Source organism: Kribbella sp. NPDC000426, from assembly GCF_040300265.1.
In the GTDB taxonomy this organism is placed as follows: Bacteria; Actinomycetota; Actinomycetes; order Propionibacteriales; family Kribbellaceae; genus Kribbella.
Genome location: NZ_JBEPDK010000002.1, coordinates 1,017,210 through 1,043,164, shown reverse-complemented (window position 1 = coordinate 1,043,164; position 25,955 = coordinate 1,017,210). Strand labels below are relative to the sequence as shown.

Here is a 25,955-nt window from a genome sequence, read left to right as displayed (position 1 = left end):
GGAAGAACTGGATCGGGGGAAAGAGCTCGGCGTCAGCCCGGCACGACGACGGGGTTGGTACCGCCGCTGGCGAGCTCGGACGTCGCACCCTGGTAGACGGTGTGGTCGAAGCGGCCGTCGACGGCGGCCTGGTAGGTGACACCGCTACCGAGTTCGTTCTTGACGATCGCGTTGTAGCGACCCCAGGTGGCGGCCGGGCTGCCGCCGAGGGTCGAGTCGGCAAGCGCCACGGTCTGGGTGACGCCGGACGCAGTGTTGCGCGCGACGACGTTGCCGCGTACCAGCGGTGCCGCAGGAACAGCGCCCTTGGCGTAGTTCTGGTAGCTGAGGAACGCGTCGGCGCCTGTCAGCTGGTTGTCGGCGACGACGTTGTAGAAGGACGGCTGACTGTTGTAGGCGCCGTTACTGTCCACGCCGTAGATGCTGAAGAAGCCTGCGCCGGTCATCGTCGACACGGTTCCTGGAGCGCCGGTGCTGTCCACGGTGTTGCCGGCCACGACGCTGAGCACCGACGGGCCGTAGTTGCCGACGTACTTGCTGCAGGCGGTGATCGTGTTGTGGACGAACAGCTGCCTGGCGTGCACATTCTGGACCACGACGACCGACGTAGTGTCCGGCACGACCTCCCAGTCGTACTCGACAGTCAGCGTTGTGGCGGTGTTGTCCACCACGCGGCGGATCTGGCCGGCGCCGGTCCCGGCGACCACGAACACGTACGAGCCGACCGGGTCGGTCAGGGTGTGGAGGGTGAAGGTGGCGCCGCTCGGCGTGACGGTGTTGCTCGTTGCCGAGTCCACTGCCGTCAGGGCGCCGCCACCGGTCGGCACCTTGATGCCGTCGCCGACCATGGCCTCGCCATTGTTCTTGCCCGGCTCGCCTGCTGAGTCCACGGTGTTATGGGCCGTCAGCACGTCCTGCACACCGCAGGCGTCGGTGGGACCCCACGTGGTCGCCCACAGCTTGACCGCGCCGGTCTGGACTGCGCGTGCGTAGTGATACGTGCTCGATCCGCGCGTGAACTGGTTGCGCCTGATAGTCAGTCGCCGCGCTCCCCAGACCTGAATACCGTCGTTGTCGACCTGGCCGTTCTTGGTCGCCGGATCGGTCGGGAGCCGGGGGAAGTAGATCGCGAAAGTGTTGTCCTCGACGCGGGTGTCGACGACGTTGCTCAAATAGATGCCCTTGTTGCAGGTGAACGAACAGTTCGCGACGCGCAGGCCACGAGTGTTCTGGACCAGGATCGAGCACACTCCGGCGTACAACCAGATGTTCTCGGGATAGCTGTCACCGACGAATCTGCAGTTGGTGACCATAGTGCCGGTGCGGCCGTCGATCTCGAGGATGACCGGGCGCTTGCCGTTGCTGCCGAACCCGATCCCCGTCAGCCTGACCGGGTGCGTGGAGGGCGCGAGGTACAGCATGCCGTGGTCGTCGCCCGCGTTGCACCCGAAGAAGTCGACCGACGTCTCGGGCGTCACCGTCGGGCTGAAGACTGAACTGTCGCTCATCAGCACCGTGGTGGTGCCGGTGGTGGCGCCAACGATTTCGATCACGCCGGAGCCGGCGCCCAGCGTGAGCTTGGAGCTGATGGCGTAGCTGCCGGCCGGGAACAGCACGCGAGCGCCGCTCGACGCCGCCGCGGCGGCGTCGAGGGCGTTCTGGATGCTGGTCGTGGAGTCGTGGGCGCCGGACGGATCGGCTCCGAAGTCGGCGACGATGTCGTAGCTGGTGGTGGGTGAGGCCGCGGCCGCCGCGACGGTGAGCGTCAACGACGCGTCGTACCCGTAGTGGCCGCCGAGGCCGTTGGACACCAGGACGGTGTAGCTGCCGACAGCCAACGTGCTCGGAAGCGTGAACGCCAGCTCATAGTCACTGGTCACGCTCACCGGGGCCGGGATCAGAGTGCCGCTGGGGCTACGCAGGTACACCTGCGGCGTCTTCGCGGTCGGAGCGGAGTGGGCGACGCTCGGGCCGATCACTGTCACGACGTCGCCGGGTGCAGAGGTCGGCTGGTCGAGGTACCAGGGCTGCGCAGCGTTCAGCACCAGCGGCACCGACCAGGTGGACCCGGAGTCGCCCGAGACATAGACGGCGTACGCGCCGTCGGTCGTGGTCGCGGGAACCGTGATGACGACGTTGTCGCCTTCTGGATCGGTCGCGGTGAGGCTCACCGACCCACTCGGCGGCGTCGCGGGTACGGCAGCCAGGCTCGCCGGCGCACTCGTGTCATCGGGGATCAGCCACAGCTCGATCAGTACGCCGGACGTCAGCCCGGAGCCGGCCAGCGACAGGACTTCGCCGGGCCGCACACTGCGCACCTGGTCTGCATAGAGAACGGGCGCACTGCCGTCAGCCGCGGTGTTGGGAGTCGCGGCCGCCGAGGCCAGGCGACCGGGACCGGCGAGCACCGCAGCACCGGCCACCAGCCCGGTCCCGACCAAGAAGCTTCGACGCGACGGACCGGGCTGCGCCGCACCGTCCGGCTCGGCGGAATCCGCTGGATTGGGGTCATGCATGGGGGACCTCCTGTAAGAGCTGCGCGACCCCGAGACACCGCGGATCGCCGGGATGACATCCGTTCCGACCGTGACGGAATCTAACAGGCAGTGTGTCTGAATGATAGATTCAGAGCCGGATTGCATCGATTCACGATGCGACGTGATTGCGGGTGCGCCTGCTTCTGCCGCCCGCGTGCTGATGGCCCGGGCGACTCGTGGTGATGTGCGCAGAGTTGAGCACTTGCTCATCTGGGTGCGCATGTATTCGTATGCCTTGACCGGAAATGGTCAATATGGCTACCTTCGGATCAAGTTCGCGCGAAATATGCGCACCTCTGCGCAGTGTGTTCACTTGATCGGTCCGCGGCCGCCGGTCAGGTCTCGGGGGCTGCGCTGTTCCGCGCGCGGAGGGGGTTCCCGCCGTGCGACACCCCGGTTCACAGTCACAAAGGAGTCGAATCAATGGGCTTCAACTCGTCAGGCATACGTGGTCGGCGGCCTCTGATCGCCGGCCTCGTCACGATCGGGACCATCGCGATGTCACTGGCCGCCTGTGGAGGTGGGGGATCCGACGACGCGGCCGGGGGCAAGGTCACGATCACCTTCATGAACGACCAGGTGGTCGCGGGCATGCCGCTGGAGGAGGCGATCCACAAGTTCGAGCAGGAGAACCCCGACATCACGGTCGAGGTACTCCCGGTTCCGTCGGAGTCCGACTACGAGGCGAAGATGCGTACCTCGCTGGCCAGCAGCAAGCCGCCGGACATCTTCCGGATCAACGACGACTACGTGCAGCAGTTCACCCAGAACGGCACGCTGTTCGACCTGGCGCCGTACGTGAAGTCTGCAGGGCTGAAGGACTCCGACTACGCCGCTCAGGTGTTCAACTTCGGTAAGCAGTCCGACGGCCGGATGACCTCGTGGCAGCTCGGCTACCAGTCCACGATCGTGTTCTACAACGTCGATGCCTTCAAGAAGGCCGGGCTGCCGCTTCCGCCCGGCACGTGGAGCAGCAAGGGATGGACGACGGCGGACTTCCTGGCAGACGCGCAGAAGCTGACCGACGGCACGAAGATGTACGGCGCGACGGTGACTGCGGCGACGAACTACGAGCAGACGTTCACGCACAACAACGGCAGCCCGACCGGGGTCTACAGCGCCGACGGCAAGAAGTTCGCGCTGGCCGACCCGGTCGGGGTCCAGACCGTCCAGTGGGTCGCGGACCTGACCTGCAAGTATCACGTCCAGCCGGCCTGGGCCGATCTGCTGCAGGACAACGCGGACATCCAGTTGTTTGCCCAAGGCAAGACCGCGATGTTGTTCGAGCAGTCGGGGTCGGTGCCCTATCTGCGGCAGACCATCAAGAGCTTCGACTGGGACATCGCGCCGCCGCCTGCGGGTACGGCGGACCAGGCGAACGAGGCCAGCGTGGTGAGCTACGCCGTACCGGCGAAGGCGAAGCACCACGATGCCGCCTTCAAACTGCTCAACTACCTGGCCGGTCCCGAGGCGGGTCAGATCCTGGGCAAGGGCGGTTCGTTCACCCCGGTGAACAACCAGGCGGCCGAGGCGATCTCCAAGGCGAGTACCGGTGCGCCGAAGCATGCCGACCTGCTGGCTGAGGCGGCCCACCACCTGACGGCCGGGAGCAAGACCAACAACACCCTGGGCGCTCGTGCCATCTACCGCCCGGCGCTCGACCAGGTCTACAACTGCAAGAGCAGCGCTCAGGATGTGCTGTCGGGGGCCAGGCCGCAGGTCGAGCAGGCTCTTGGGCAGGGCTGAGGCCGTACCCATGGCGATTCACTCCGCAGTGCGACGCGTCGAGGTTCCGCCGGAGCTCCGGCGGAGGCGGCGACGCCGTACCCTCGAAGGCTGGCTGTTCGCGCTGCCGCTGGTGTTCGGCATCGTGGCCTTCCAGGCCGCGCCGATCGTCGTGTCGATGTACACGTCGTTCACGAGCTGGGACGGGTTCAACTCGCCCCGGCTCGTCGGCGGCCGCAACTATGTCGACCTGATCGTGCACGACCCGATCTTCTTGCAGGTGGTCCGCAACACCATCGTCTTCACGATCCTCGGCGTACCGGCGACGGTCGTCCTGGCGCTCGTCCTGGCGTTGCTCGGGAACCTGAAGATCCCGGGTACGGCGTTCTTCCGGATGGCGTTCTTCACGCCGTACGTGATGAACGTCGTGGCCATCGGGTTCGTGTGGTACTACATCTTCGGCCCGACCAACGGGTTGATCAATCAGTTCCTCCGGAACTTCGGCATCACCGGCCCGGCCTGGCTCGCCGACTCCGCCTGGGTGATCCCGGCGGTCGTTGTGGTCAGCGCCTGGCAGGGCGTCGGCTATCCGATGATGATCCTGCTCGCCGGCCTGCAGGGAATTCCGGAAGAGCTGTACGAAGCGGCGCGGATCGACGGAGCCTCGGCCTGGTCACGGCTGTGGCGCATCACCTTGCCGTTGCTGACGCCCCAGATCTTCTTCGTCACGATCTCCCAGTTCATCGCATCGTTCCAGGTGTTCGGACTGATCTACGTCCTCACCAAGGGCGGGCCCGGCTACTCGAGCAGCGTCTACATCTTCTATCTGTGGCAGGTCGCTTTCCAGCAAGGGAAGTTCGGCTACGCGGCGGCAATGGCCTGGCTGATCGTCGCGCTCATCGCGGTACTGACGTGGATCCAGTGGAAGCTGCAGAAGAAGTGGGTGTTCTATGACTGACCTGGCGATCGACGACAGACCAGTCGTGGCCGGTGGCGGCGACCGCAAACCTCTACCGCACGGCAAGCGCAGGTTCCAGGGGCGGCGGATCATCCTGATGATCTTCCTGATCCTGCTGGCGTTGTCCTTCCTCACCCCGGCGTTGTGGATGCTCAATGCGTCACTGCGCCCGGAAGAGCACGTGATGGACTTCCCGCCGGGATTCGCGCTGTCGCATCCGCAGTGGAGCAACTACGCGACCGTGCTCCGGAACATGCCGGTCTATTTCCTCAACAGTGTGAAGCTGGCCGTTCTGAATGTTGTCGGCGGTTTGATCGTGTCTTCCTTGGCCGGCTACGCGTTCGCCCGGCTGACCTGGAAAGGCCGCGACGCCCTCTTCGGGATCGTGCTGGTGACCGCGATCGTGCCGAACATCATCTACCTGTTGCCGCAATACATTCTGTTCCAGAAAATCGGCTGGATCGACACGTTGGCACCGCTGTGGGTGCCGAGGGTGCTGACCCCGGTCTTCGGGACCTTCCTGATGCGCCAGGCATTCAAGAGCCTGCCGGTCGGGCTGGAGGAGGCGGCGCAGGTGGACGGCGCTTCGACCTTCCGGACCTTTCTGACGATCATGCTGCCGCAGACCAAGCCGGCGTTGGCCGCGGTCGCGATGTTCACCTTCCTCGACTCGTGGAACGACCTGTTCGGACCGCTGATCTTCCTCAGTTCGCCGGAGAAACAGACCCTGCCGATCGGACTGGCGCAGTTCCAGAACGAGTTCTACACCCAGGTCGGACCGTTGATGGCGGGTGCGGCGGTGACCGTCATACCTGTCTTCATCGTCTTCTTCCTTGCCCAGCGCTATTTCATCCAAGGAGTTACCGGCAGCGGCTTCAAGGGCTGACTGTGCGGGATCACTCGGACCAATTCGATCGCCACCCGACAAGGAGCACGCATCCAGATGTCAGACAAGTTTGTGGCCATCCAGATCGGTGCCGCGTCATTCATTGACGAAGGAACCGACAAGGTGCTCGATATTCTCGCCGACCGGGGCGGGGTGAACCAGCTCTTCCTGGCCACACCGACCTGGACCAGAGGTACCGGCGGGCGCCAACTGCCCGGCCATCCGATTCCCGATCACGGCGTCCAGGAGTACGACCTCGACTGGATCGGCGGAAACTACGCGACGGTTCACCCCGAGTACTACGGAAACACCGTCCTCGGATCGATCGGCAGGGCGCCCGAGCATCCGGGGTACGACATGCTCGAGGACGTGATCCCGAAGGCGAAGGAACGCGGGATGGGTTCCTACGCCTGGATCGAGGAGTCGAACTACTCCCAGGCTCTGCGGGATTACCCGAACTTCCCGAAGATCCTCGAGGTCGACCTGTGGGGCCGGCCGACCCTGCACACCTGCTTCAACAACCCCGACTACCGGAACTGGCACCTGAGCATCGTCGAGGACTACGCGAAGTCCTACGACCTCGACGGCATCGCGTGGTGCTCGGAACGGCCGGGTCCGCTGAACCTCGCGATCCAGAAGCCGGTCGAGGCGGGTGAGCTCGGCTGCTTCTGCGTGCACTGCCAGCAGATCGGCCGGAACCAGGGCATCAACGTCGAGCGGGCCCGGGAAGGCATGCAGGCGGTGCTTGCCTGGAACAACAAGACGTCATCGGGGGAGAAGGATCCCGACGGTGCGTTCACCTCGTTCTGGCGGATCCTGCTGCGCTACCCCGAGGTGCTGGCCTGGCAGAACCTGTGGACGAACAGCCAGCGCCAGATGTACGCCGACATCTACGGTGTCGCCAAGGCGTGCAAGCAGGACCTCCAGGTGGGCTGGCACGTCTACCACAACATCTCCTTCAGCCCCTTCTACCGGGCCGATCAGGACTACGCCGAGCTCGCCAAGGTCTCCGACTTCCTCAAGGTCGTGATCTACAACAACTGCGCCGGACCGAGGTTCTTCACCTGGGTCACCTCGATCTGCCGCACTCTGTTCGCCGACGCCACCCCGGCCGAGGTCTACCCGCTGATGCTGAAGCTGCTGAACCTGGACGAGGGCGAGTTCGACGACCTGTCCCAGGTCGGCTTCAGCGCCGACTACGTCAAACGTGAGACGGCCCGCGCGAAGGCGGGTGTCGAGGGGACTGCCACGAAGATCTACTCGGGTATCGACATCGACATCCCGGTCGGGATGAAGGAGGACTACGACCTCACCTCCGGCGACAACCTGACCCGGTGCTCTCGCGACGGTGTCCGCGACGCGGTCACGGGCGCCTTCGACGGCGGCGCCGATGGGGTCGTGCTCAGCCGGAAGTACTCCGAAATGTTCCTGGACAACCTGTCCGGAGCGGGTGACGCGGTCCGCAAGATCTGATCAAGCGGACCGGTAGAGCGCGCCGGTCGGAGCCTGATCCTCCTGCTCACGTCGCGGAGCTCGGGGGATCAGGCGACCGGCGTCGTCCACAATGGCCGAGTGCGCAAGTGCGCAACTCAGCGCAAGATGACGATTGGAAAGTGCCGTTCGTGCGGAAGTCGGAGCGGTTGAGCGTGATCCTCGATCAGGTCGGCCTGCAGGGCACGGTGGACGTCGCCGCCCTGGCCGTCGCACTCGGCGTGAGCGGGGCGACCATTCGCCGCGACCTGCAGACGCTGAGCCGCAACCAGTTGCTGGTACGCACCCACGGCGGCGCCATCTCCAACGAAGCCGGCGACGAGGTGCCGACCCGGGTCAAGGCCGCGCTGCGGCAGGCGGAGAAACGCGCGATCGGTCGTGCCGCCGCAACGTTCGTCGAAGAAGGCTCGGTGGTCGGCATGACCGGTGGCACCACCGCGCTCGAGCTGTCCCGCGCCCTGGCCCACCGACGCGGGATCACCGTCGTCACGAACGCGATCAACATCGCCTCCGAACTCGTCGGCCACGCCGGGATCCGGCTCGTCCTGGTCGGCGGTATCGCGCGGTCGTCGTACGAGCTGGTCGGTCCGGCGGCAGAGACGATGCTCGCCAACTACCACCTGGACATCGCGTTCATCGGAGTCGACGGGCTGACCCCGGAAGAGGGCTGCACGACGTACGACGAGATGGAGGCCCAGACCGACCTGGCCTTTCTGCGCCGGGCCCGGCGCGGTGTGGTGATTGCCGACAGCTCCAAGATCGGTCGGGTGACGTTCGCCCGGATCAGCCTGATCTCCGGTGTCACCGACGTCGTCACCGACCGCGCGGCCCGCCCCGAGCAACTCGAAGCGCTGATGCGGGCCGGCGTTCGCGTGACCGCGGTCTAGCGCGGCGGTCGGGTCAGTTGGCCTTGACGGCTCGGGTCGAGTTCCAGAGGACGCCTCGGTTGAGGCGGTTCGGGTACTCGGCGAGTACTGCGTTGTAGAGGTCGAGGGCGGTGTTCGTCCGGGACTCGGCTGCTGCGAACGCCTTGAGGTAGCGGCGGGTTTCGTCAATGTAGCGGGGATCGTCGGAGGCGTCGGCCGGGCGGTGACCGGAGATGACGGCCGTCGGGTGCAGTTGCTCGAGTACGTCGAGCGCCGCCAGCCACTGATCGATGCCTCCGGCAACCGATTCCGCGAGGTACAGGTGGACCTCGTCGTAGACCACGTCGCCGGCGACCACCAGACCGATCGACGGGACGTGCAGAGCCGAGGTGCCGTCGGTGTCGGTGTGGCCCAGGTCCATTGCGACCAGCTGCTCGCCTTCCAGCTCGAACGTGTCACCAGCGAGTGGTTCGCCTGCGACGAGCCGCTCGGCTAGCTGCCCGGGGAAGCGGTCGCGCCAGAATCCGTCCAGCCACGCCGGGCTGAGATTCAGCTTCATACCTTCCACGACCGCCGGCGTCGCAACCAGCCTGGCGTCGGGGAACCGGTCGAGAACAGGTGCGGCGCCGAACCAGTGGTCGCCGTGGCCGTGGGTGACGAAGATCGTGGTCAGGTTCTTGCCACTCGCCGCGACCCAGCCGGCCAGGTCGTCGCCCTCGGCCTGGGTCATCAGCGGGTCGACCAGGACCGCGTCGTGTTCGCCGTGGATCAGCGTTGCTGTAGTCGGCGACCACATCCGCCGTACCTCACCGGGCGGGAGGTCGTCGGACACAGCCGGTTTGGAGGGGGCGACGTACGTCGAGTAGTTCAACATCTCGGGACTCCTGAGACTGTCTGCGTGGCCTGGTTGCCACACCGACAGCGTCAGGCCTCGCGGCGACCGGAAGAAGGCCGCGACTTCCTGGGTGCGCCACACCCAGGAAGGTCAGCGTGATGCCAGCCGCGCCAGGGCTTCGGCGCTCGGGCTGCCCGGTTCCGCCGTACCGACGAGCAGTTGCAGCCCGGGCGCGGCCCGCACGTCGAAGGTCTGGTAGGTGAGCTCGACGCGGCCGACCTCGGGGTGGTGGAAGATCTTGTACGCGCGGCTCAGCCCACGCGCGGTCTGGTCCTCCCAGAGCGCGCGGAACTCGGGCGACCGCAGGAGCAGGTCCGCGACCAGCGCCGCGATCTCGGGGTCGTCCGGGTACGACGCGGCGTTGAACCGTACGGCGTACACAGCGCGCCGGACGACCGCCTCCCAGTCGCCGAAGATCGCGTGTGCCTGGGGATGCTCGAACATCATCCGCAGCATGTTGGTCATCCCGAACGGCTCGAGCAGACCCTGGGCGATCCGGTTCGTCGCCAGGATCTCGTACGCCGGACTCAGTACGTACGCCGCCGCCGTCGGGAAGTTGTCCAGGAGCTGGAGGAGCGCCGGGTGCACCTGGTCACGGGCCGCTCCCAGCTGCGGTGTCGGCGTCAGCCCGGCGAGCCGGAACAGGTGCCCACGGGCGTCCGTGTCCAGCCGCAGCGCGTGCGCGATCCCGTTCAGCACAGCGGCGGACGGATTGCGTTCCCGGCCTTGCTCCAGCCGCGTGTAGTAGTCCGCGCTGACAACCGCCAGTACGGCGACCTCCTCCCGCCGCAGCCCCACGACCCGCCGATCACCACCGGCCGGCAGACCAACCATCGCCGGCTCCACCCGAGCCCGCTGGGCCCGCAGGAACGACCCCAGCTCACCACCCCCACCACGCATGTCCGCCAGCCTACGCGCCCCCGCTGCTTCTTCGTCGGATCGTCCATATCATCGCGCCGAACGGCCATGTTCCAAGGTGCGTCGGATGGCTATGGTTGCGAGCGAGGGAGCGTTGGTGCGCCTCATCTGGGATCACTGTGAGGAGTGCCGTGGGCAACGAGATGGGCTCGGGTTCGACCGTCGGGAACGGCGCTCTGGCAGCGTCGATATCCATCGGCGAATCGTCCATCAGTCTGATGATCACGCGGCAGGGCCGACCGCTCGGAGCGGTTGCTCTGGGCATCGAGGTCGACGGTGTCGACCTCGGCTCGGGGTCTGCTGCCGTGCGATCGTCCGAGATCCCGGTGGTCGAGGAGTGGTTCGCCCACTCCGGCAAGGCGCGCGGCGTGCACGTGGTCGACCACCGCGAGCTGCGGGTGGACCTGCACCACGCGTCGACGGCCCGCGACTGGACGATCCGGATTCGCGTCGGACGCGACGGGGTCGCCGTACGGTACGCGATCCCGGACCTGCAGGGGACCGCGAACCTTACGTCCGACCACACCAGCCTCGACCTCGCCTTGTTTTCAAGGGCGTGGGTGCTCGAGTACCAGACGTGGTACGAGACTCCGCGGACCGGAGTCGACCTTGCCGCCCTCGAGCCCGGTGACTACGGGTTTCCCTTCCTCGCCCGGTCCGGTGACGACTACCTGCTGGTCTCCGAGTCGGGCATCGACGGACGCTACTCCGGCGCCCATGCGTCGATGTCGGGAACGACGCTCGGGTTCGAGCTCGCCGACGCGGTTGTCGAGATCGCGCGTGGTGACGTCACGCCGTGGCGCGTGTTCATCGTCGGCCCGCTCGCGGAGGTTGTCGAGTCGCTCTTCGTCGACGAGCTGGCTCCCGCCGTACGACCCGAGCTCGCCAGTGCGGACTGGATCCGGCCCGGCCGGGCAGCCTGGTCCTGGTGGTCCGACTTCTACTCCGGTGCGCAGCTCGAGCAGCAGAAGCGATTCGTCGACGCGGCGGCCGAGTTCTCCTGGGAGCACCTGCTGATCGACTGCGGCTGGGAGGAGACCTGGGTCCCGGAGATCGTCTCGTACGCGAGCCGGCGAGGCATCCAGGTGCACCTCTGGACGGTCTGGCACGACCTGGACGGACCCGAGAAGCTCGGCAGGTTGGCGCTGTGGCGTTCGTGGGGTGTCGCCGGTATCAAGGTCGACTTCATGGAGTCGGAGTCGAGGGATCGGTACCGCTGGTACGACTCGGTCCTCCAGGAGAGCGCACGCCTGGGCCTGATGGTGAACTTCCACGGCTCGGTGATCCCCCGCGGCTGGGCCCGGACCTGGCCACAGGTCGTCGGGTACGAGGCCATCCGCGGCTCGGAGTACTACGTGTTCTACAACGACACGCCGCTGACGCCCGAGCACAACGTCATCCAGCCGTTCACGCGCAACGTCGTCGGCGCCATGGACTACACCCCGGTGGCCTTCTCGGCTGCCGATCGGGTCACCAGCGACGGTCACGAGCTCGCGCTGAGCGTGGTGTTCGAATGCGGGATCACGCACTTCGCCGACGATGTCGCCGCCTACGCCAAACGACCGCTCGCGGCCCGGTTTCTCGCGGAGCTTGCGCCGACCTGGGACGAGACGGTGCTGCTATCGGGGACACCCGACACCGAAGCGGTACTGGCGCGCCGTCATGGCGACCGATGGTTCGTCGGGTGCGTCGCTGCGGGTGGCAAACGGACGGTGTCGGTCGATCTGGACCGCCTCGGGCTGACGGATCCGGTGGCCTGGATCGTCGAGGACGCCTTCGGCGAGAGTGCCCTGGCCGAACGCACCGTGGTCGGCGGCGGGTTCGACGTCGCGGTCGCCGAGCACGGCGGTTTCGTGGCAATCGTCTCGGACGGGGAGCTGTTCCGCTCGGTTCCTCGGCGTACGACGGACGCGCCGTCGGTCGAGCCGGCGTTGGTCGTGCTGAATGACCAGAACACGGCCGTACTGACGACCAGCATGGGCGCGCGGGTGCGCGTGGCGCCCGGCTGGAGTGCCGGGTCGCTCGGCGAGGGTCGATGGGAGATCCGGGCTCCGCTGGACCTGGCACCGGGATCGCAGGGCATCGTGACCGTCGAGTCCGCGGCGCTGCCTGCCGCGGTGGCGCATGCGCGGGTCGTGGCGCCGCTCGTACCCGGCGTACACCGGGTTTCGGCGCTGCCGATGCTGGCCTTCGAGAACGAGAGCGGTCCGGTCGAACGTGACCAGAGCAACGGCGGCGGCAATCCGAACGACGGGTCGCCGATGGGGATCGCCGGCGTTGACTTCGCGGACGGTCTCGGCGTGTCGACGCCGTCGTCGGTCGACCTGTACTTCGGCGGACACACCGGCCGGTTCACGACCAGTGTCGGCGTCGACGACGAGACGCTGCGGACGCGCGCGCGGATCGTCGTGAGCGGCGACGACCGAGAGCTCACGAGCCTCCTGCTGGAGGCGGGCAACACCGCTGTGGAGATCGACGTGGATGTCTCCGGCGTTCGCGTTCTCACCTTGTCCACGCGAGCGGTCGCCGAGGGCGACCCTCCCGCCCACGTGGATTGGGCTTCGGCCCGGCTCATCGTGGCGTCAGCCGTCGGCGACACCACCACACCACACGCCGGTCGCTCAGAACCGGCGTGACGAAAGGAAGCACCATGAACAGGAAGTTGTTGCTCGCGTCGGCGAGTGTGGCGGTGGCGGCGCTGCTGGCGGCGTGTTCGGGCGGTGGCGGGTCGGGCTCGGCGGACTCCGGTAAGCCGGTGACGATCACGTACGGCATCTGGGCCGGAACCCAGACGCCCGCGATGCAGGAGATCGCGGACGCGTTCCACAAGGAGAACCCGAACATCACGGTGAAGCTCGAGACGCGGCCGTACCCCGAGTTCTGGTCGACCCTGCAGACCGGGGCGGCCGGCGGGACGGCGCCGGATGCGTTCTGGATGCTCGCGCAGCAGATCCGGCCGTACGCCGCCGGAGGACAGCTGCTCGACATCTCGGACGCCGTCAAGGCCGCGAACGTCGACCTGAAGAACTATCCGCAGGCCGTGCTCGACCTGTACGACCAGGGCGACGGGAAGCTCTACGGCCTGCCGAAGGACGTCGACACCAACGCCGTGTGGTTCAACAAGGCACTGTTCGACAAGGCCGGAGTGCCGTACCCGTCGGCGAACTGGACCTGGGCGGATTTCCGCGCGACCGCGAAGAAGCTGACCAACCCGGCCGCCGGTACGTGGGGCGTGGCCGCGCCGCTGGACTACCAGAGCGGCTACTACAACTCGATCTTCCAGGCGGGCGGCAAGGTCATCTCTGACGACGGTAAGTCGGCGCTCATCGACAGCCCGGAGGCTCAGGCCGGGATCAAGTTCTGGACCGACCTGCAGGCCGACAAGTCCTCGCCGACGCTGCAGCAGCTCTCGGACACCGAGGCCGAGACCATGTTCGAGCAAGGCAAGGTCGCAATGTACGTGTCGGGCGCGTACTGGGCGCTGAAGCTCTACCAGAACGAGGCGATCCGGGCCAAGGTCGATGTCGCGCCGCTGCCGACCGGCGTCAAGAAGGCGACCGTGACGAGCGGGATCGAGAATGTCGGGTACGCCGGGACGAAGCACCCCGAGGAGACGAAGAAGTTCCTGCTCTTCGCCAGTGGCCAGGAGGCGGCGAACATCCAGGCGAAGACGGGCGCCGTGCTGCCGGCGTACCAGGGGACCGAGAAGACCTGGATGAAGGCGATGCCCGAGTTCAAGAATCTCCAGATCTTCATCGACGCCAAGGCGTACTCCGTGCCGCTGCCGGTGCAGGGCAACGCCGCGGAGTGGCAGGGGCTGCAGGCGAAGTACCTGACACCCGCGTGGGACGGGAAGGTCTCGGTCGCCGAGGCCACCGCGCAGTACGCCGACGCCATCGACAAGGTACTGGCCGAGAACGGATGACGAGCATCTCCATGCAGCGGAGCCGGCGCCGTCGTGGCGGTGCCGGCTCCGCGGTGCGTACGGACTGGTGGGCCTACGCGATGATCGCCCCGGCCTTCGCCGGCCTGGCGGCGCTCTATCTCTGGCCGTTCCTGTCCACGTTCCTGAAGAGCTTCCAGAACGTGCCGGTGTTCGGGCCGGGAAGGTTCAACGGCGTCGACAACTACCAGAAGCTGCTGTCCGACGCCGACTTCTGGAGCGCGCTCGGCAACTCGGCGCGGTACACGGTCATCGTGCTGCTCGGCATTCCGCTGGCGATCGTCTTCGCGGCGCTGATCCAGCAGGTCTCGCGCGGCCGGGCGGTGTACCGGGTGCTGTTCTTCTTGCCGGTGGTCACGCTGCCGGTCGCGGTCGGGATGGTCTGGCGATTCATCCTGAACGGCGACTTCGGGCTGCTGAACTACGTGCTGTCGCTGGTCGGACTGCCAGGTGAGTACTGGGTGGCGGACGACCGGTTCGCCGTCTACGCCTTCGCTGTGGTCGGGATCTGGATGGGCATCGGGGTGAACCTGATCATTCTCGGCGCAGGGCTGCAGAACATCCCGCTCGATCTCTACGAGGCGTCCGCCCTCGACGGAGCGGGCCGGGTGCGGCAGTTCTTCTCGATCACGTTGCCGTTGCTCAGTCCGAGCATCTTCTTCGTGACGATCCTGACGACGATCTCGGCGCTGCAGATGTTCGATCTCGTCTTCATCATGCTCGGCAGTATCAACAACACCGCCCTGAGCGGTTCGAAGACGATCGTCTACCTGTTCTACGAGGCGGCGTTCGTGCAGTTCAAGCAGGGCTACGCGGCCGCGATCGCGATCGTGCTGCTCGTCCTGATCATGATCGTCACCGCCGTTCAGTTCAGCTTTCAGAAGAAGTGGGTCACCTATGACTAGCCGGAGCCGCGGCGAGTGGCGTCTTCATGTTGTTCTGATCATCGCGGCGGCATTGATGGTCGTTCCGTTCGGGTGGGAGATCCTGACCTCGTTCAAGACCAGCAACGAGGTCGCGTCGCTGCCGCCGACGTTGTTCCCGGCCCATCCGACCGACCGCGGTTACCGCAGCTTCTTCGAGGTCACGCCGTTCTGGACGCAGTTCTCGGTTTCGGTGATCTCGCTCGTACTGCGGGTCGCCGGTCAGGTCCTCGTGGCCGCATTGGCGGGGTACGCCTTCGCCCGGCTGCGATTCCCCGGGCGCAACATTCTTTTCGCGCTTTTCGTCCTGATGCTGATGGTGCCGAGCCAGCTGTTCCTGCTCGGGCAGTTCGGCATCATGAAAGGGCTGGGCCTGCTGAACACCGTGCCCGCGCTCGCGATCCCGGGCATCTTCTCGGCCTTCGGGACCTTCCTGATGCGGCAGGCCTTCATGACGATGCCGAGGGACTACGAGGAAGCGGCGCGGATCGACGGCGCCGGTACGTTGCGCATCTTCTGGAGTGTGATGCTGCCGATGGCGCGATCGATGTTGGCGGCTCTGGCGGTCCTGACGTCGCTGTACTCGTGGAACGACCTGCTGTGGCCGCTGATCGTCACGCCGGCCGGCGACGCGCGGCCGCTGCCGGTCGGGCTCGCGAGCCTGCAGGGTCAGTACGGGACGGACTATCCCGCGTTGATGGCGGGAGCTCTCGTCTGCACGTTGCCGCTGGTGGTCGTCTTCATCGTGCTGCAGAGGCAGTTCTTCACCGGAATCGCGAACAGCGGTTTGAAGGGGTGATCGGCCGTGTCACTGGGCGTCGCGCTTGCGAAACTCGGTCGGGCTCATGCCGTGGAACCGGCTGAACTGGCGGGAGAAGTACAGCTGGTCGGTGTACCCCAACTCATCGGCAATGCTCCCGATCGTCGCTGGAGAACCGTCGAGAAGCTGCCGAGCACGTGCCATCCGCAGGCTCTGGTGGTGGGCCAGGACTCCGCCGCCTGTGACCTTGCGGAACAGAGCGCTCAGGTGCGACGGCGAAACGCCGACAAGCTTCGCGAGCTCCGGAACGCGCACCCTGCTGTCGAGGCGATCGGCGAGATAGCTCATTGCCCGCTCCAACGGATCTCCCTCTGCCGGCATCACCCGGTCGACGTTGATCTGCGTGAGGAGCTTCCAGGCCGCGCCCGCGGTGCCGATCAGCCGCGGTGGCGATTGGTCGCGCTCGAGGCTGGAGACGATCTCGTCGAGCAGAGCCACGGCCCGCTCCATGCGCCGGATCGGAACGATCGGCCGCTCGACGGAGACCTCGAGTGTCTCGACGAGCTCCGCGACGTCGGTGCCGGACAGGTGACACCACCAGATAGACCACGGGCTGGTTTCGTCAGAACCGTAGGCGTGCGGCGCGCCGCGGGGGATGACCAACGCCGACTGTGAGCCGATGCGATGCGTGGTGTCGCCGACGCGAGCCCAGCCCGTGCCGGCCGCGCACACGATGACGACGGTCTCATCGGTACCGCGCGGTCTTTGCATCCGGTGTCCGCGTGCCGTCGGGAAGTAGCCCGCAACGGTGACGACGAGTCTGCGAGTCACCGGGCGCGCCAGGGCTTCCACGACCAACGGCCGAGGCACCACGACAATCCGCTGGTTCCGGAAGCCTTCCTGGACGGGCACCCGCCCATGATGCACCACCGGCTCTCCCGGACAGGTTCGTCAAATGGAAACATACCTGTCGGTACGAGCGTCAACTCGTTACGCTCCTGACACGCCGCGACAACACCGGCTCCTTAGCTTTCTGGTCAGCAATCTCAAACGTCCGGTGAGTTGCCCAGTGAGGAGAAGGTATGGCGCAGACCAGACGTCAATTCCTGCAGCAGGTCGGGATCACCGGTGGGGCGGGGGTTCTGTACTCCACGATGTCGGCGCTCGGCCTCACGAGTGTCGCCGAGACGCCCGCGTACGCCGCTCCGTCGCGAGCCGATCTGACCGGCCGCGGTGCCAAGCACGTGGTCATCCTCGGCGCCGGGATCGCCGGGCTGACCTCGGCGTACGAGCTCCTGAAGGCGGGATACAAGGTCACGTTGCTCGAGGCCCGTAATCGTCCGGGCGGCCGCAACTGGACCGTTCGTGGCGGCACTGTGGAAACGGATCTGGCCGGCAACACCCAGCATGCGACGTTCTCGCCCGGTCAGTACATGAACGCGGGGCCGGCGCGGCTGCCGCAGCACCACGTGACGGTCGAGTACTGCCGCGAGCTCGGCGTCGCGATCGAGCCCTTCGTCAACCAGAACGCCGACGCGTACTTGTACCGCGAGGGCTCGACGGCGCTGTCGAACCAGGCGATCCGGCATCGCACCGCCAAGGCGGACGTGTACGGCTATGTCGCAGAGCTGCTCGCCACCGCCACCGACCAGGGTGCGCTCGACGACCGGCTGACGGCGGCCGACAAGGACGCGCTGATCGGGTTCCTCGGCAGCTTCGGCTCGATCGGGAACAAGGCGGCCGGTTTCGCCTACACCGGGACCGACGGCCGCCGCGGCTACACGGTCGAGCCGGGCGCCGGGCTGGAGGGCGGTACGACGGCCGCGCCGTACGCGCTGAGTGACGTGTTCGCCAGCGGTGTCGGGAACTACTTCTCGTTCGAGTTCGGCTGGGACCAGGCGATGATGATGTTCCAGCCGGTCGGCGGCATGGACCGGATCCCGTACGCATTCGAGCGGGCGATCGGCAAGGACAAGATCCGGTACGGCTCGGAGGTGACCGGGCTCAAGAACACCGGTTCCGGCGTCGAGGTCACGTACAAGAACCCGACGCGGACCCGGACGATCACCGCGGACTACGCCATCTGCACGCTGCCGCCGCACCTGGCCGCGAAGGTCCCGTCCAACCTGCCCGCGCCGATCATCGAGGCACTGAAGTACGCGCGACCGACGAACGCCGGCAAGATCGGCATCGAGTACGGCCGCCGCTGGTGGGAGGAAGACCACAAGATCTACGGCGGTATCACCAACAGCAGCCTCGACACGGTCAACACCTGGTACCCGTCGTACAACTTCCACGGCGAGCGCGGGACCGTGATCGGCTACTACAACACCGGCGCGAACGCCAACGCGTACGGCGCTCTGACGCCGGCAGCACGACTGGAGCGCGCGCTGATGCAAGGCGCCAAGATGCACGGCGACGTGTACACCAAGGACGTGAAGGCGGCGTTCTCGGTGAACTGGATGGGCACGAAGTACTCCGAGGCGTCGTGGGTCAGTTGGCCGTCCCAGACCGACGGGATCTACGCCCGGCTACTCGATGCCACCGGCAACATCTACTTCGCCGGGGACCATCTCTCCCACGTCATCGCCTGGCAACACGGCGCGATCACCTCGGCACGCGCGACGGTGACTGCCCTGCACGACCGGGTGGTGGCGAGCCGATGAGAGCACGCCTCCTCGGTGGGGAGAGATCGAGTTAACTTGCGTGTCTCGGTTATTCACGTGGCTGAAACATGTGGTTCTTACTTTGAGAGTCCACGTCAGCGGGGCGAGGCGGTGAGCCGATGTACGAGCACGTTGACCCGTTCATCGGGACAGGGGCCACGGAGTTGCCGGCGCCCAAGGGGCTGGCGGCGTCGTGGTGGTGGCCGAAGCCGCAGGTCGGTAACACCCATCCGGGCGCGATGCACCCGTTCGGGATGGTCTCGGTCTGTCCGTACTCCGGGGCCTATCCGACCGGGTACGGGCTGTACGACTTCAACACCGAGGGCGTGCCCGACCTGCTGTACGACCGCCAGGTAGCGTCCGGCTTCACCCACTTCCAGCAGTCCGGCACCGGCGCGATCCGGAAGTACTACAACTACTTCCGGGTCACGCCGATGCTGGGCCCGCTCGACGACCTGGGTACGACGTGGGACCTGCGGGACGAGGTGGCCGAGCCCGGGTACTACGCGGCGACGCTGAGCTCGGGGGTCCGGTGCGAGCTGACGGTCGGCCCCAAGTCGGCCGTCCACCGCTACACCTTCCCGGCGAATGACGCCGCCAGGATCGTCATCGATGCATCGACCGGCGGCCTGGCCATCCCGCACAGCCGGACCGTGCCGCTGAAGGCGCACCTGGCGATCCTGGAGCCGGGGGTGGCGCAGGGGGAGATCCACGTCGAGGGGGTGCCGCTGGCCCTCCACCTCGAGGTCGATGCTCCGGGCTGGCGGCAGCTGCTGTGGTACGACCGGCGCCTGATGCCCGGCGGTACTCGCCTCGACTTCGACTACATCCGGCCGACCACGTTGCGGCCGTTCGGGCTGATGTTCATGGGTCCCTCGCGCGCCGAGCAGACCGTCGAGGTGCGGTTGGGATTCTCTCTGCGCGGGTGCGAGACGGCCCGCGCCAACCTGCACGCGGACGTCGGACGCAGCCAGGCAACCTTCGCCGGGCGGCGCGACCGTACGGCAGCCGGTTGGCGTGACCATCTCGGCAAGGTCGAGATCGAGGCCGGATCGGGTGACCAGGCAACGATCTTCGGTACTGCGCTCTATCACTCCCTGGTCAAGCCGTGCTTCGCCCCGGACGAGAGCCCGTCGTGGACGACCGCGGGTCCGTACGCGTTCGACATCTGCACCATGTGGGACATCTATCGGACCCAGCTGCCGCTGATGACCACGCTGTTCCCGGAGCGTTCGGTCGCGCTGGCCGGCGCGCTGCTGTCGATCTGCGAGCAGGAGGGCAACCTGCCGATCGGCTACCGGATGGCCAAAGGCGCCGACCGGTTCTCACGGCAGGGCAGCGCGCTCGCGCACACCTTTCTGGCCGACCTGTGCGATCTGGATCTGCCCGGCATCGACTGGGACTGGGCCATGGTGCACCTGGAGACGGACCTGAGGCGGACGTACGGCGAGGACTACCTGGTCCACGGTGTAGCGCACCCGATCAGCCACACCCTCGACCTCGCGTACGCCTACCACTGCACCGCGGCGATCGCCCACAAAGTGCGCGACCGTCCGCTGGCCCAGCAGATGCGCGACCTCGCCAAAGGCTGGCGGGCGGCGTACGACCCGGGCACCGGCCTGCTGCGCGACTCGACGTTCTACGAGGGCGGCCGGTGGAACTACTCGTTCCGGCTCCTGCACGACATGCGCGCCCGGATCGCGCTCGCCGGCGGCGACGATTCGTTCGTCGCGCTCCTCGACCGGTTCTTCGGGTACGACGCCGTACCGGTCACCCAGCCGGGAGTCGCGCCGAGCGTTGCCGAGATGGACGCCGGGTACGGCCTGTGCCGGTTCGAGGGATTGAACAACGAACCGGACTACGAGGCGCCGTGGTCCTACCACTACGCGGGACGGCCGGACCGAACCGCCGAGGTGGTGCATGCCGCGATCGCCAACCAGTTCGGCACCGGCCGGGGCGGGCTGCCCGGCAACGACGACTCCGGCGGGCTGTCTGCGTGGTACGTGTGGGCGACGCTCGGGCTGTTCCCGGTGGCCGGGCAGAGCCTGTTCCTGGTGAGCGCGCCGGCCGTGGCCGAGTCCACGACCCGGCTGCCGGAGGGCGAACTGTCGATCACCACAACAGGATTCGAGCCGGTCGAGGCAGGTGGACCGGTGTCCTACGTCCAATCTGTCGCGGTGGACGGCAAGACCCTCGAACGCCCCTGGATCTCCGGCCGGGAACTGCGGCACATCCGCAACCTGCACATCGAGCTCGGCCCCCACCCGTCCGGCTGGGGCACCCGGATCAGGCCACCGTCCACATCCGACCCGCTGCACGTTGCAGGAGGTGAGAGATGAACACCGCCGACGACGGGCTCGTCCAGTCCGTACCCACCCGCCGCCTGGTCATTGTTGTCCGCGCCGATCCGGTGATCTGCGGACACTCCGGTGAGGCCCGGTGCCTCGCGGAAGTCGCGCTCACCCGCGGGTTCGACGACGTACGGATCGTGACCTGGCCGCTGGATGCGCTGGAGGCGGCCGGGCTGCCGCTGAAACCGCTCGATCGCGTGCTTCCGTACAGCCCCGGCATCACGGTGGAGCGGCCCGGTCCGATCGGCGACTACCGGGTTCCGGACGGGCGCTATCTGTCCGGGCTCGTCGGGCGGCTGGTCGAGCTGTTCAGCGACGGGATCCCGACGGTCGCGATGTCGCTGTACCTGAGCCCGCACGCGGTCGCCGTACACGAGGCCGTCCAGGTGGCGCGCCGGATCGGGCCTGCCCAGGTCGTCACGGTGGCTGAGGCAGTGGGCTCCGACATCACCAACGTCGTGCGCGAGTGCGTCGACACCGGCCGGTTCGGGGCGGCCGCGCACATCTTGTCGGTGTACCTGGCGGCCGACCGTTGCGTGGCGGTGTCGGAGTACACCCGGGACCTGATCGTGGCATCGGCGGCGATCCTCGACGGCATGCACGGTACGTCGTTCGCGCAGCTGTGCCGTGAACGGATCGGCATCTCCTACCCTGCCGTCGACTCCTGGTCCTACCTGTCGCTCACCGAGGACCAGATCGCCGAAACCCTTGCCCGGCGTGGGCTTTCGCGGGACGGGTATGTGCTGTTCCTGTCGCGGATCGCCTCGGCCAAGGGGGTCGATGACCTGATCGACGCGTACGCCGGATCCCGGTCGGCCGAGCGGGTCCGTCTGGTCCTGGCCGGGCGCGGGCCGCAGGAGGACGAGGTGGTCGCACGGGTCGCGGCCGCGGGTCTGGGCGAGCGGGTGCTGGTGCTGACCGACGTCGACGACGCGGAAAAGCCGGCGCTGATGGCCGGCAGCGCTGCGTTCGTGCTGCCGACACGCGAACAGCCGGAGTTCGTGGAGACGTTCGGGATCGCTCTGGTCGAGAAGGCTCTGGCCGGCGGCGGCCCGACCATCACCTGCGCGACCGGCGGGGTGCCAGAGGCAGTCGGCGACACGGCCCTACTGGTCCCGCAACGCGACCCGGCCGCCCTGCGCACCGTGCTCGACGAGGTCGTCTGCGACTGGACCCCCGACCAACGATCCGAGGCCGAACAACGCGCCCGGTCCTACGCCCTACAGTTCGACCGCGCCGCCGTATTCGACCGCCTCTTCACCCTCACCACCCCTCCCGCCGTCCCCGTCGCCTGAACGGTTCTAGTTCGTTGTGGCGTGTTCTTGTTCGTAGCGGACGAGGCCGGCTACGTCCTCGGGGACCAGCCGGCCGATTGCGCCGCTGGAGTAGACGCTGACGAGGACCTTGCCGTCGGGGTCGAGGACGAAGCCGGTGGATTGCAGGTAGACCGGGTTCGGGTTGACGAAGGCGCCGGTCAGCTCGGCGAGGTCGTGGGCGTCGGCGCCGAAGCCGACCGGAAATGCGAGTTTGTGTTTCGCGATGAGGTCAGCTGTGTCGGACTCGCTGTCCACCGACAGGGCCGCCACCCGGACGCCGACATCGGCGAGCGTGCTCGAGGCTCGTTGGAAGGAGCGGAGTTGGTGGTTGCAGTACGGGCACCAGGACCCTCGGTAGAACAGCATCACGCCGTACGCTCCGGCGAAGATCTCCGGGACGGAGACCTTCTCTCCGCCGGGCACGGTGAACGACAGGTCGGGGAAGGTGTCGCCGGGGTGCAGTAGAGGCATGACTGCGAGCTCCTTGTCGGGTGAAGTCGGTCAACCGACCTTGCCTCATGTGACGCAGTATCGCGTCCGGTAATGGCCCAGGCATGTCCCTGGTGGTGACCAGTGGGCGCGGGTGACCGGGGTGGGGGCTCGGGTGTTCCTCGATGCGAGGGATGTTCGGTGGGGCGCAGGCTCTGGGGGCACCGGTCGTCCCCTTGACGTAAAGGCCGAATCATGGACAGTTCTGAGAACTCGCTGCGGGTCGACATCCTCGTCATCGGTTTTGGCAAGGGCGGAAAGGCTGTCGCGGGTGCGATGGCGCGGCTCGGCAGGCGTGTGGTGGTCGTCGAGCAGTCCGACCAGATGTACGGCGGCACCTGTCCCAACGTGGGTTGCGTGCCGACGAAGGCGCTGGTCCACGAGTCGAACCACCGGCGGCCGTCGGACGTGCCACAGGAGTGGTACGAGCGTGCCGTCGGCGAAGTACACAAGATCACCTCGTTGTTCCGCCAGGGGAATCTCGACGGGATGAACAGCCTGGAGACCGCGACCGTCCTGACCGGACACGCGGAGTTCGTCGACGACCACACGGTCCGGGTCGACGCCGTGACCGGGGCCGTGACGGTGACCGCGGAGTACATCCTGATCAACACCGGATCGACGCCGGTGATCCCCGGCATCCCCGGGCTGCGGGACAGCAAGTATCTGGTGACCAGCGCGGAGCTGATCCACCGGATGGACCTGCCGGAACGGCTGGCGATCGTCGGCGGCGGCTACCTCGGTATCGAGTTCGCCGCGATCTACCGGCGGTTCGGCGCCGAGGTCACGATCTTCGAGTCCACCTCGGCGATCTTCGACCGTGAGGACGACGACATCGCGGCGGTGGCGGAGAAGATCCTCGTCGACGAAGGCATCCGGATCGTCACCGGCGCGAACGTGACCGAGGTCCGCGACGGCGACGGCGAAGCGACAGTGCTGTTCATGAACGACGGCCGGGAGCAGGAGCTGGCCGTGGACGCGGTGCTCGCCGCAGCCGGTCGCAGGCCCGCGACCGAAGGACTCGGCCTGGCGGCGGCCGGCGTCCGTACGACGGACGGGGGAGCGGTCGAGGTCGACGAGTACCTGCGCACCAGCCGGCCGCACATCTTCGCGCTCGGCGACGTGAACGGCGGACCGCAGTTCACCTACATCTCCTTGGACGACAGCCGCATCGTCCTGGACCAGCTCGTCGGCGCCGGCGTGCGCGCCACGACCGACCGGGTCGCCGTTCCGCGGACCTTGTTCATGACGCCGCCGATGGCGAACGTCGGTCTGACCGAACGGGAGGCCCGCGACGCGGGGTACCGGATCAAGGTCGCCAGCCAGCCGGTGGCCGAGATCATCTCGATGCCCCGCGCGTACGTCGTCCACGAGACCCGCGGCGTGATGAAGTTCGTCCTCAATCTCGAGACCGACGAGATCCTCGGCGCCACGCTGCTGAGCGTCGACGCCCAGGAACTGATCAACGTCGTGTCGCTTGCGATGCGCAACGGCATCAAGGCCGGTCAGCTGCGCGACGCCATCTACACCCACCCGTCGTCGACCGAGGCGTTCAACGACGTCATCGGCGCGATCGTCCGCACCGACGAGTCGTAGCCCCAGCCACAGAAGCGAGGAAACGCAATGATGGAGCAGAGCATGCAGGCCTCCGGGCACCTGTACATCCAGACGAACGAGGTCAAGAACTTCGTCATTCACTACGCCCGAGCGGCCGACGGCTCGATCAGCGAGGTGGAGCGGGTCTCCACCGGAGGCGCCGGATCCGGCGTTTACAAGCCGATCAGCGGTCAGGAGAGCGCGCCGAACGCGTTCGAGGCTGCGGGAAGCGTGATTCTGACCGCGGACAAGCGTTTCCTGTTCGCGACGAACGGCGGCGACAACTCGGTGTCGAGCTTCGGCGTCGGCGAGAACGGCAAACTCACGCTGATCGACGTCAAGCGCACCGGCAACCTGGTGACCGGCCGGAGCGGGACCGCGAAGTCGCTCGCCTACCTGCCGTCGACCGGCACGCTGTACGTGCTGCACTCGTTCGGGCCCGACCACGTCCGTCTGATGTCGGTAGATGCCGATGGCAAGTTGAAGACGCGGCCGGAGGGCTACACGGTGAACGTCCCGGGCAAGCCACTGCGGGTCTCGACCATGGTCGTGCTGTCGCCGGACGAAAGGTTCCTCGTCGTCGGTACGACGTTCGACGAGCCGGCGAAGGCGAACCCGGACGGGTCGCCGATCCTGTGGGCGACCCAGCCCGACGGCTCGGCGAAGTCGGTCGCGTCGAACGCGCCCGACCCGGACGGCATCATCGTGTTCCACGTGCAGCCGGACGGGTCGCTGGGCGAGGGGATGTTCCAGGACGGCGGCGGCGGTTCGCCGTTCTATCCGGCGTTCCTGCACCACCGGCCGAACCAGTTCGTGATCGGCTATGCCGTGGCGGACGGCGTCGCGTTGGCGAGTCTCGGCGAGGACGGCAAGATCGGCACCGGTCCGGTGGTGAAGATCGACACCAGCGCCGGGCTCCCGTCGGAGCTGTGCTGGCTCGCGGTCTCGCCGGACGACCAGTGGGTGTTCGCGACGAACTTCGGCTACAGCAACATCAGCAGCTTCCGGATCGACGGCGACGTGATCTCGCTGGTCCACAACGCGGCCTGTCCGAAGGTGCCGGGCGACGGCACCTTCCGGGCGCTCAACGGGACGGTCAGCAGCGGACCCAGCGACAACTGGATCAGTCCGGACGGACGTCACCTCTACCAGATCTACGCGAACGCCTCGAAGCTCGTCGGGTACGCCGTACAGCCGGACGGGTCGCTCAGCGAGGTCACCAGCGCGCAGATCCCCTACAACAGCCCGCAGGGCCTCGCCGGGTTCTGACGAGATGACGGACGGTGGACCCGGGGAGCCGCGCATCGAGACCTGGATCTCGTCACTGATGCTGAGCCCCCGGGAGGTCGAGAAGCTGGTGATCTACCAGGTCGCGGAGCTTGCCCGCAGGCGCTGGGAGCGGGGTCTGAAGCTGAACTTTCCCGAGTCGATCGCGCTGATCACCGAGGCACTGCTCGAGGCGGCCCGGGACGGGCGCTCGGTCGCCGAGACGACGGAGCTGGGCAAGCAGGTGCTGTCGCGTGACGATGTGCTGCCGGGTGTGCCGGAGATGGTGAACGTGGTCCAGGTCGAGGCGACATTCCGGACGGGGACCCAGCTCGTGGCCGTCGCCAACCCGATTCCTTGAGGATGCGT

At 67.0% G+C, this 25,955-nt stretch carries 20 protein-coding genes; 15 read left to right on the top strand and 5 right to left on the bottom strand.

The window, feature by feature from the left end; genetic code table 11:
• Positions 1-32: 32 nt before the first annotated feature.
• Entirely contained in the window at positions 33-2,516 is a 2,484-nt protein-coding gene (locus ABT313_RS12660; protein WP_350851626.1) for a glycosyl hydrolase family 28-related protein, read from the bottom strand.
• 444 nt (positions 2,517-2,960) lie between these two features.
• Here ABT313_RS12660 and ABT313_RS12655 point away from each other — a divergent pair, with 444 nt between their 5' ends.
• From ABT313_RS12655 to ABT313_RS12635, 5 genes are all read left to right on the top strand, one after another.
• On the top strand, positions 2,961-4,283 hold the full coding sequence (locus ABT313_RS12655) for an ABC transporter substrate-binding protein (RefSeq protein ID WP_350851624.1): 1,323 nt from the start codon (positions 2,961-2,963) through the stop codon (positions 4,281-4,283).
• A gap of 10 nt (positions 4,284-4,293) precedes the next feature.
• Positions 4,294-5,220 carry a carbohydrate ABC transporter permease gene (locus tag ABT313_RS12650; RefSeq protein ID WP_350851622.1) on the top strand — a complete coding sequence of 309 codons (927 nt, stop codon included), beginning with the start codon at positions 4,294-4,296 and terminating at the stop codon, positions 5,218-5,220.
• Positions 5,213-6,106 carry a carbohydrate ABC transporter permease gene (locus tag ABT313_RS12645; RefSeq protein ID WP_350851620.1) on the top strand — a complete coding sequence of 298 codons (894 nt, stop codon included), beginning with the start codon at positions 5,213-5,215 and terminating at the stop codon, positions 6,104-6,106. The genes ABT313_RS12650 and ABT313_RS12645 overlap by 8 nt, the downstream gene beginning before the upstream one ends.
• Positions 6,107-6,163: 57 nt before the next feature.
• The gene (locus ABT313_RS12640; RefSeq protein WP_350851618.1) at positions 6,164-7,579 is read left to right on the top strand and encodes a hypothetical protein; all 1,416 of its coding nucleotides are present in this window, start codon (positions 6,164-6,166) and stop codon (positions 7,577-7,579) included.
• A gap of 140 nt (positions 7,580-7,719) precedes the next feature.
• Positions 7,720-8,484, top strand: a complete 765-nt coding sequence (locus ABT313_RS12635; RefSeq protein WP_350851616.1) for a DeoR/GlpR family DNA-binding transcription regulator — start codon at positions 7,720-7,722, stop codon at positions 8,482-8,484.
• A 13-nt stretch (positions 8,485-8,497) separates the two neighbouring features.
• Here ABT313_RS12635 and ABT313_RS12630 read toward each other — a convergent pair whose 3' ends face one another.
• Positions 8,498-9,337 carry an MBL fold metallo-hydrolase gene (locus ABT313_RS12630; RefSeq protein ID WP_350851614.1) on the bottom strand — a complete coding sequence of 280 codons (840 nt, stop codon included), beginning with the start codon at positions 9,335-9,337 and terminating at the stop codon, positions 8,498-8,500.
• A 111-nt stretch (positions 9,338-9,448) separates the two neighbouring features.
• Positions 9,449-10,258 carry a helix-turn-helix domain-containing protein gene (locus tag ABT313_RS12625; RefSeq protein ID WP_350851612.1) on the bottom strand — a complete coding sequence of 270 codons (810 nt, stop codon included), beginning with the start codon at positions 10,256-10,258 and terminating at the stop codon, positions 9,449-9,451.
• Between the two features lie 149 nt (positions 10,259-10,407).
• Between ABT313_RS12625 and ABT313_RS12620 the strand changes: the two genes are divergently transcribed.
• From ABT313_RS12620 to ABT313_RS12605, 4 genes are read left to right on the top strand one after another with little or no spacing between them, the layout of a single operon-like run.
• A complete protein-coding gene (locus ABT313_RS12620) occupies positions 10,408-12,912 on the top strand; it encodes a glycoside hydrolase family 97 catalytic domain-containing protein (RefSeq protein WP_350851610.1) in 2,505 nt (834 codons plus the stop codon).
• A gap of 14 nt (positions 12,913-12,926) precedes the next feature.
• Positions 12,927-14,201 (top strand): ABC transporter substrate-binding protein, encoded by a 1,275-nt coding sequence (locus tag ABT313_RS12615; RefSeq protein WP_350851608.1) that lies wholly within the window; start codon positions 12,927-12,929, stop codon positions 14,199-14,201.
• Positions 14,198-15,124: a carbohydrate ABC transporter permease gene (locus ABT313_RS12610; protein ID WP_350851606.1), complete on the top strand. Its 927-nt coding sequence runs from the start codon at positions 14,198-14,200 to the stop codon at positions 15,122-15,124. Before ABT313_RS12615 ends, ABT313_RS12610 begins: the two co-directional genes overlap by 4 nt.
• Entirely contained in the window at positions 15,117-15,941 is an 825-nt protein-coding gene (locus tag ABT313_RS12605) for a carbohydrate ABC transporter permease (protein WP_350851604.1), read from the top strand. Before ABT313_RS12610 ends, ABT313_RS12605 begins: the two co-directional genes overlap by 8 nt.
• Positions 15,942-15,950: 9 nt before the next feature.
• On the opposite strand, the gene ABT313_RS12600 is transcribed toward ABT313_RS12605, so the two are convergent.
• Positions 15,951-16,814 (bottom strand): helix-turn-helix domain-containing protein, encoded by an 864-nt coding sequence (locus ABT313_RS12600; protein WP_350851602.1) that lies wholly within the window; start codon positions 16,812-16,814, stop codon positions 15,951-15,953.
• Positions 16,815-16,984: 170 nt separating this feature from the next.
• Here ABT313_RS12600 and ABT313_RS12595 point away from each other — a divergent pair, with 170 nt between their 5' ends.
• From ABT313_RS12595 to ABT313_RS12585, 3 genes are all read left to right on the top strand, one after another.
• Positions 16,985-18,568, top strand: a complete 1,584-nt coding sequence (locus ABT313_RS12595) for a flavin monoamine oxidase family protein (protein ID WP_350851600.1) — start codon at positions 16,985-16,987, stop codon at positions 18,566-18,568.
• A gap of 119 nt (positions 18,569-18,687) precedes the next feature.
• Positions 18,688-20,907 (top strand): glycoside hydrolase domain-containing protein, encoded by a 2,220-nt coding sequence (locus ABT313_RS12590; protein WP_350851598.1) that lies wholly within the window; start codon positions 18,688-18,690, stop codon positions 20,905-20,907.
• Entirely contained in the window at positions 20,904-22,214 is a 1,311-nt protein-coding gene (locus ABT313_RS12585; protein WP_350851596.1) for a glycosyltransferase family 4 protein, read from the top strand. The genes ABT313_RS12590 and ABT313_RS12585 overlap by 4 nt, the downstream gene beginning before the upstream one ends.
• 6 nt (positions 22,215-22,220) lie before the next feature.
• Here ABT313_RS12585 and ABT313_RS12580 read toward each other — a convergent pair whose 3' ends face one another.
• A complete protein-coding gene (locus tag ABT313_RS12580; RefSeq protein ID WP_350851595.1) occupies positions 22,221-22,706 on the bottom strand; it encodes a peroxiredoxin family protein in 486 nt (161 codons plus the stop codon).
• Positions 22,707-22,919: 213 nt separating this feature from the next.
• On the opposite strand from ABT313_RS12580, the gene ABT313_RS12575 reads away from it, so the two are divergent.
• Genes ABT313_RS12575 through ABT313_RS12565 form a run of 3 tightly spaced genes read left to right on the top strand, consistent with a single transcriptional unit; the run spans position 22,920 to position 25,947 of the window.
• Positions 22,920-24,320, top strand: coding sequence for an FAD-dependent oxidoreductase (locus ABT313_RS12575; protein ID WP_350851593.1), 1,401 nt, complete (start codon positions 22,920-22,922; stop codon positions 24,318-24,320).
• A gap of 27 nt (positions 24,321-24,347) precedes the next feature.
• Entirely contained in the window at positions 24,348-25,589 is a 1,242-nt protein-coding gene (locus ABT313_RS12570) for a beta-propeller fold lactonase family protein (protein WP_350851591.1), read from the top strand.
• Between the two features lie 4 nt (positions 25,590-25,593).
• Positions 25,594-25,947: an urease subunit gamma gene (locus ABT313_RS12565; protein WP_502883970.1), complete on the top strand. Its 354-nt coding sequence runs from the start codon at positions 25,594-25,596 to the stop codon at positions 25,945-25,947.
• Positions 25,948-25,955: the final 8 nt, after the last annotated feature.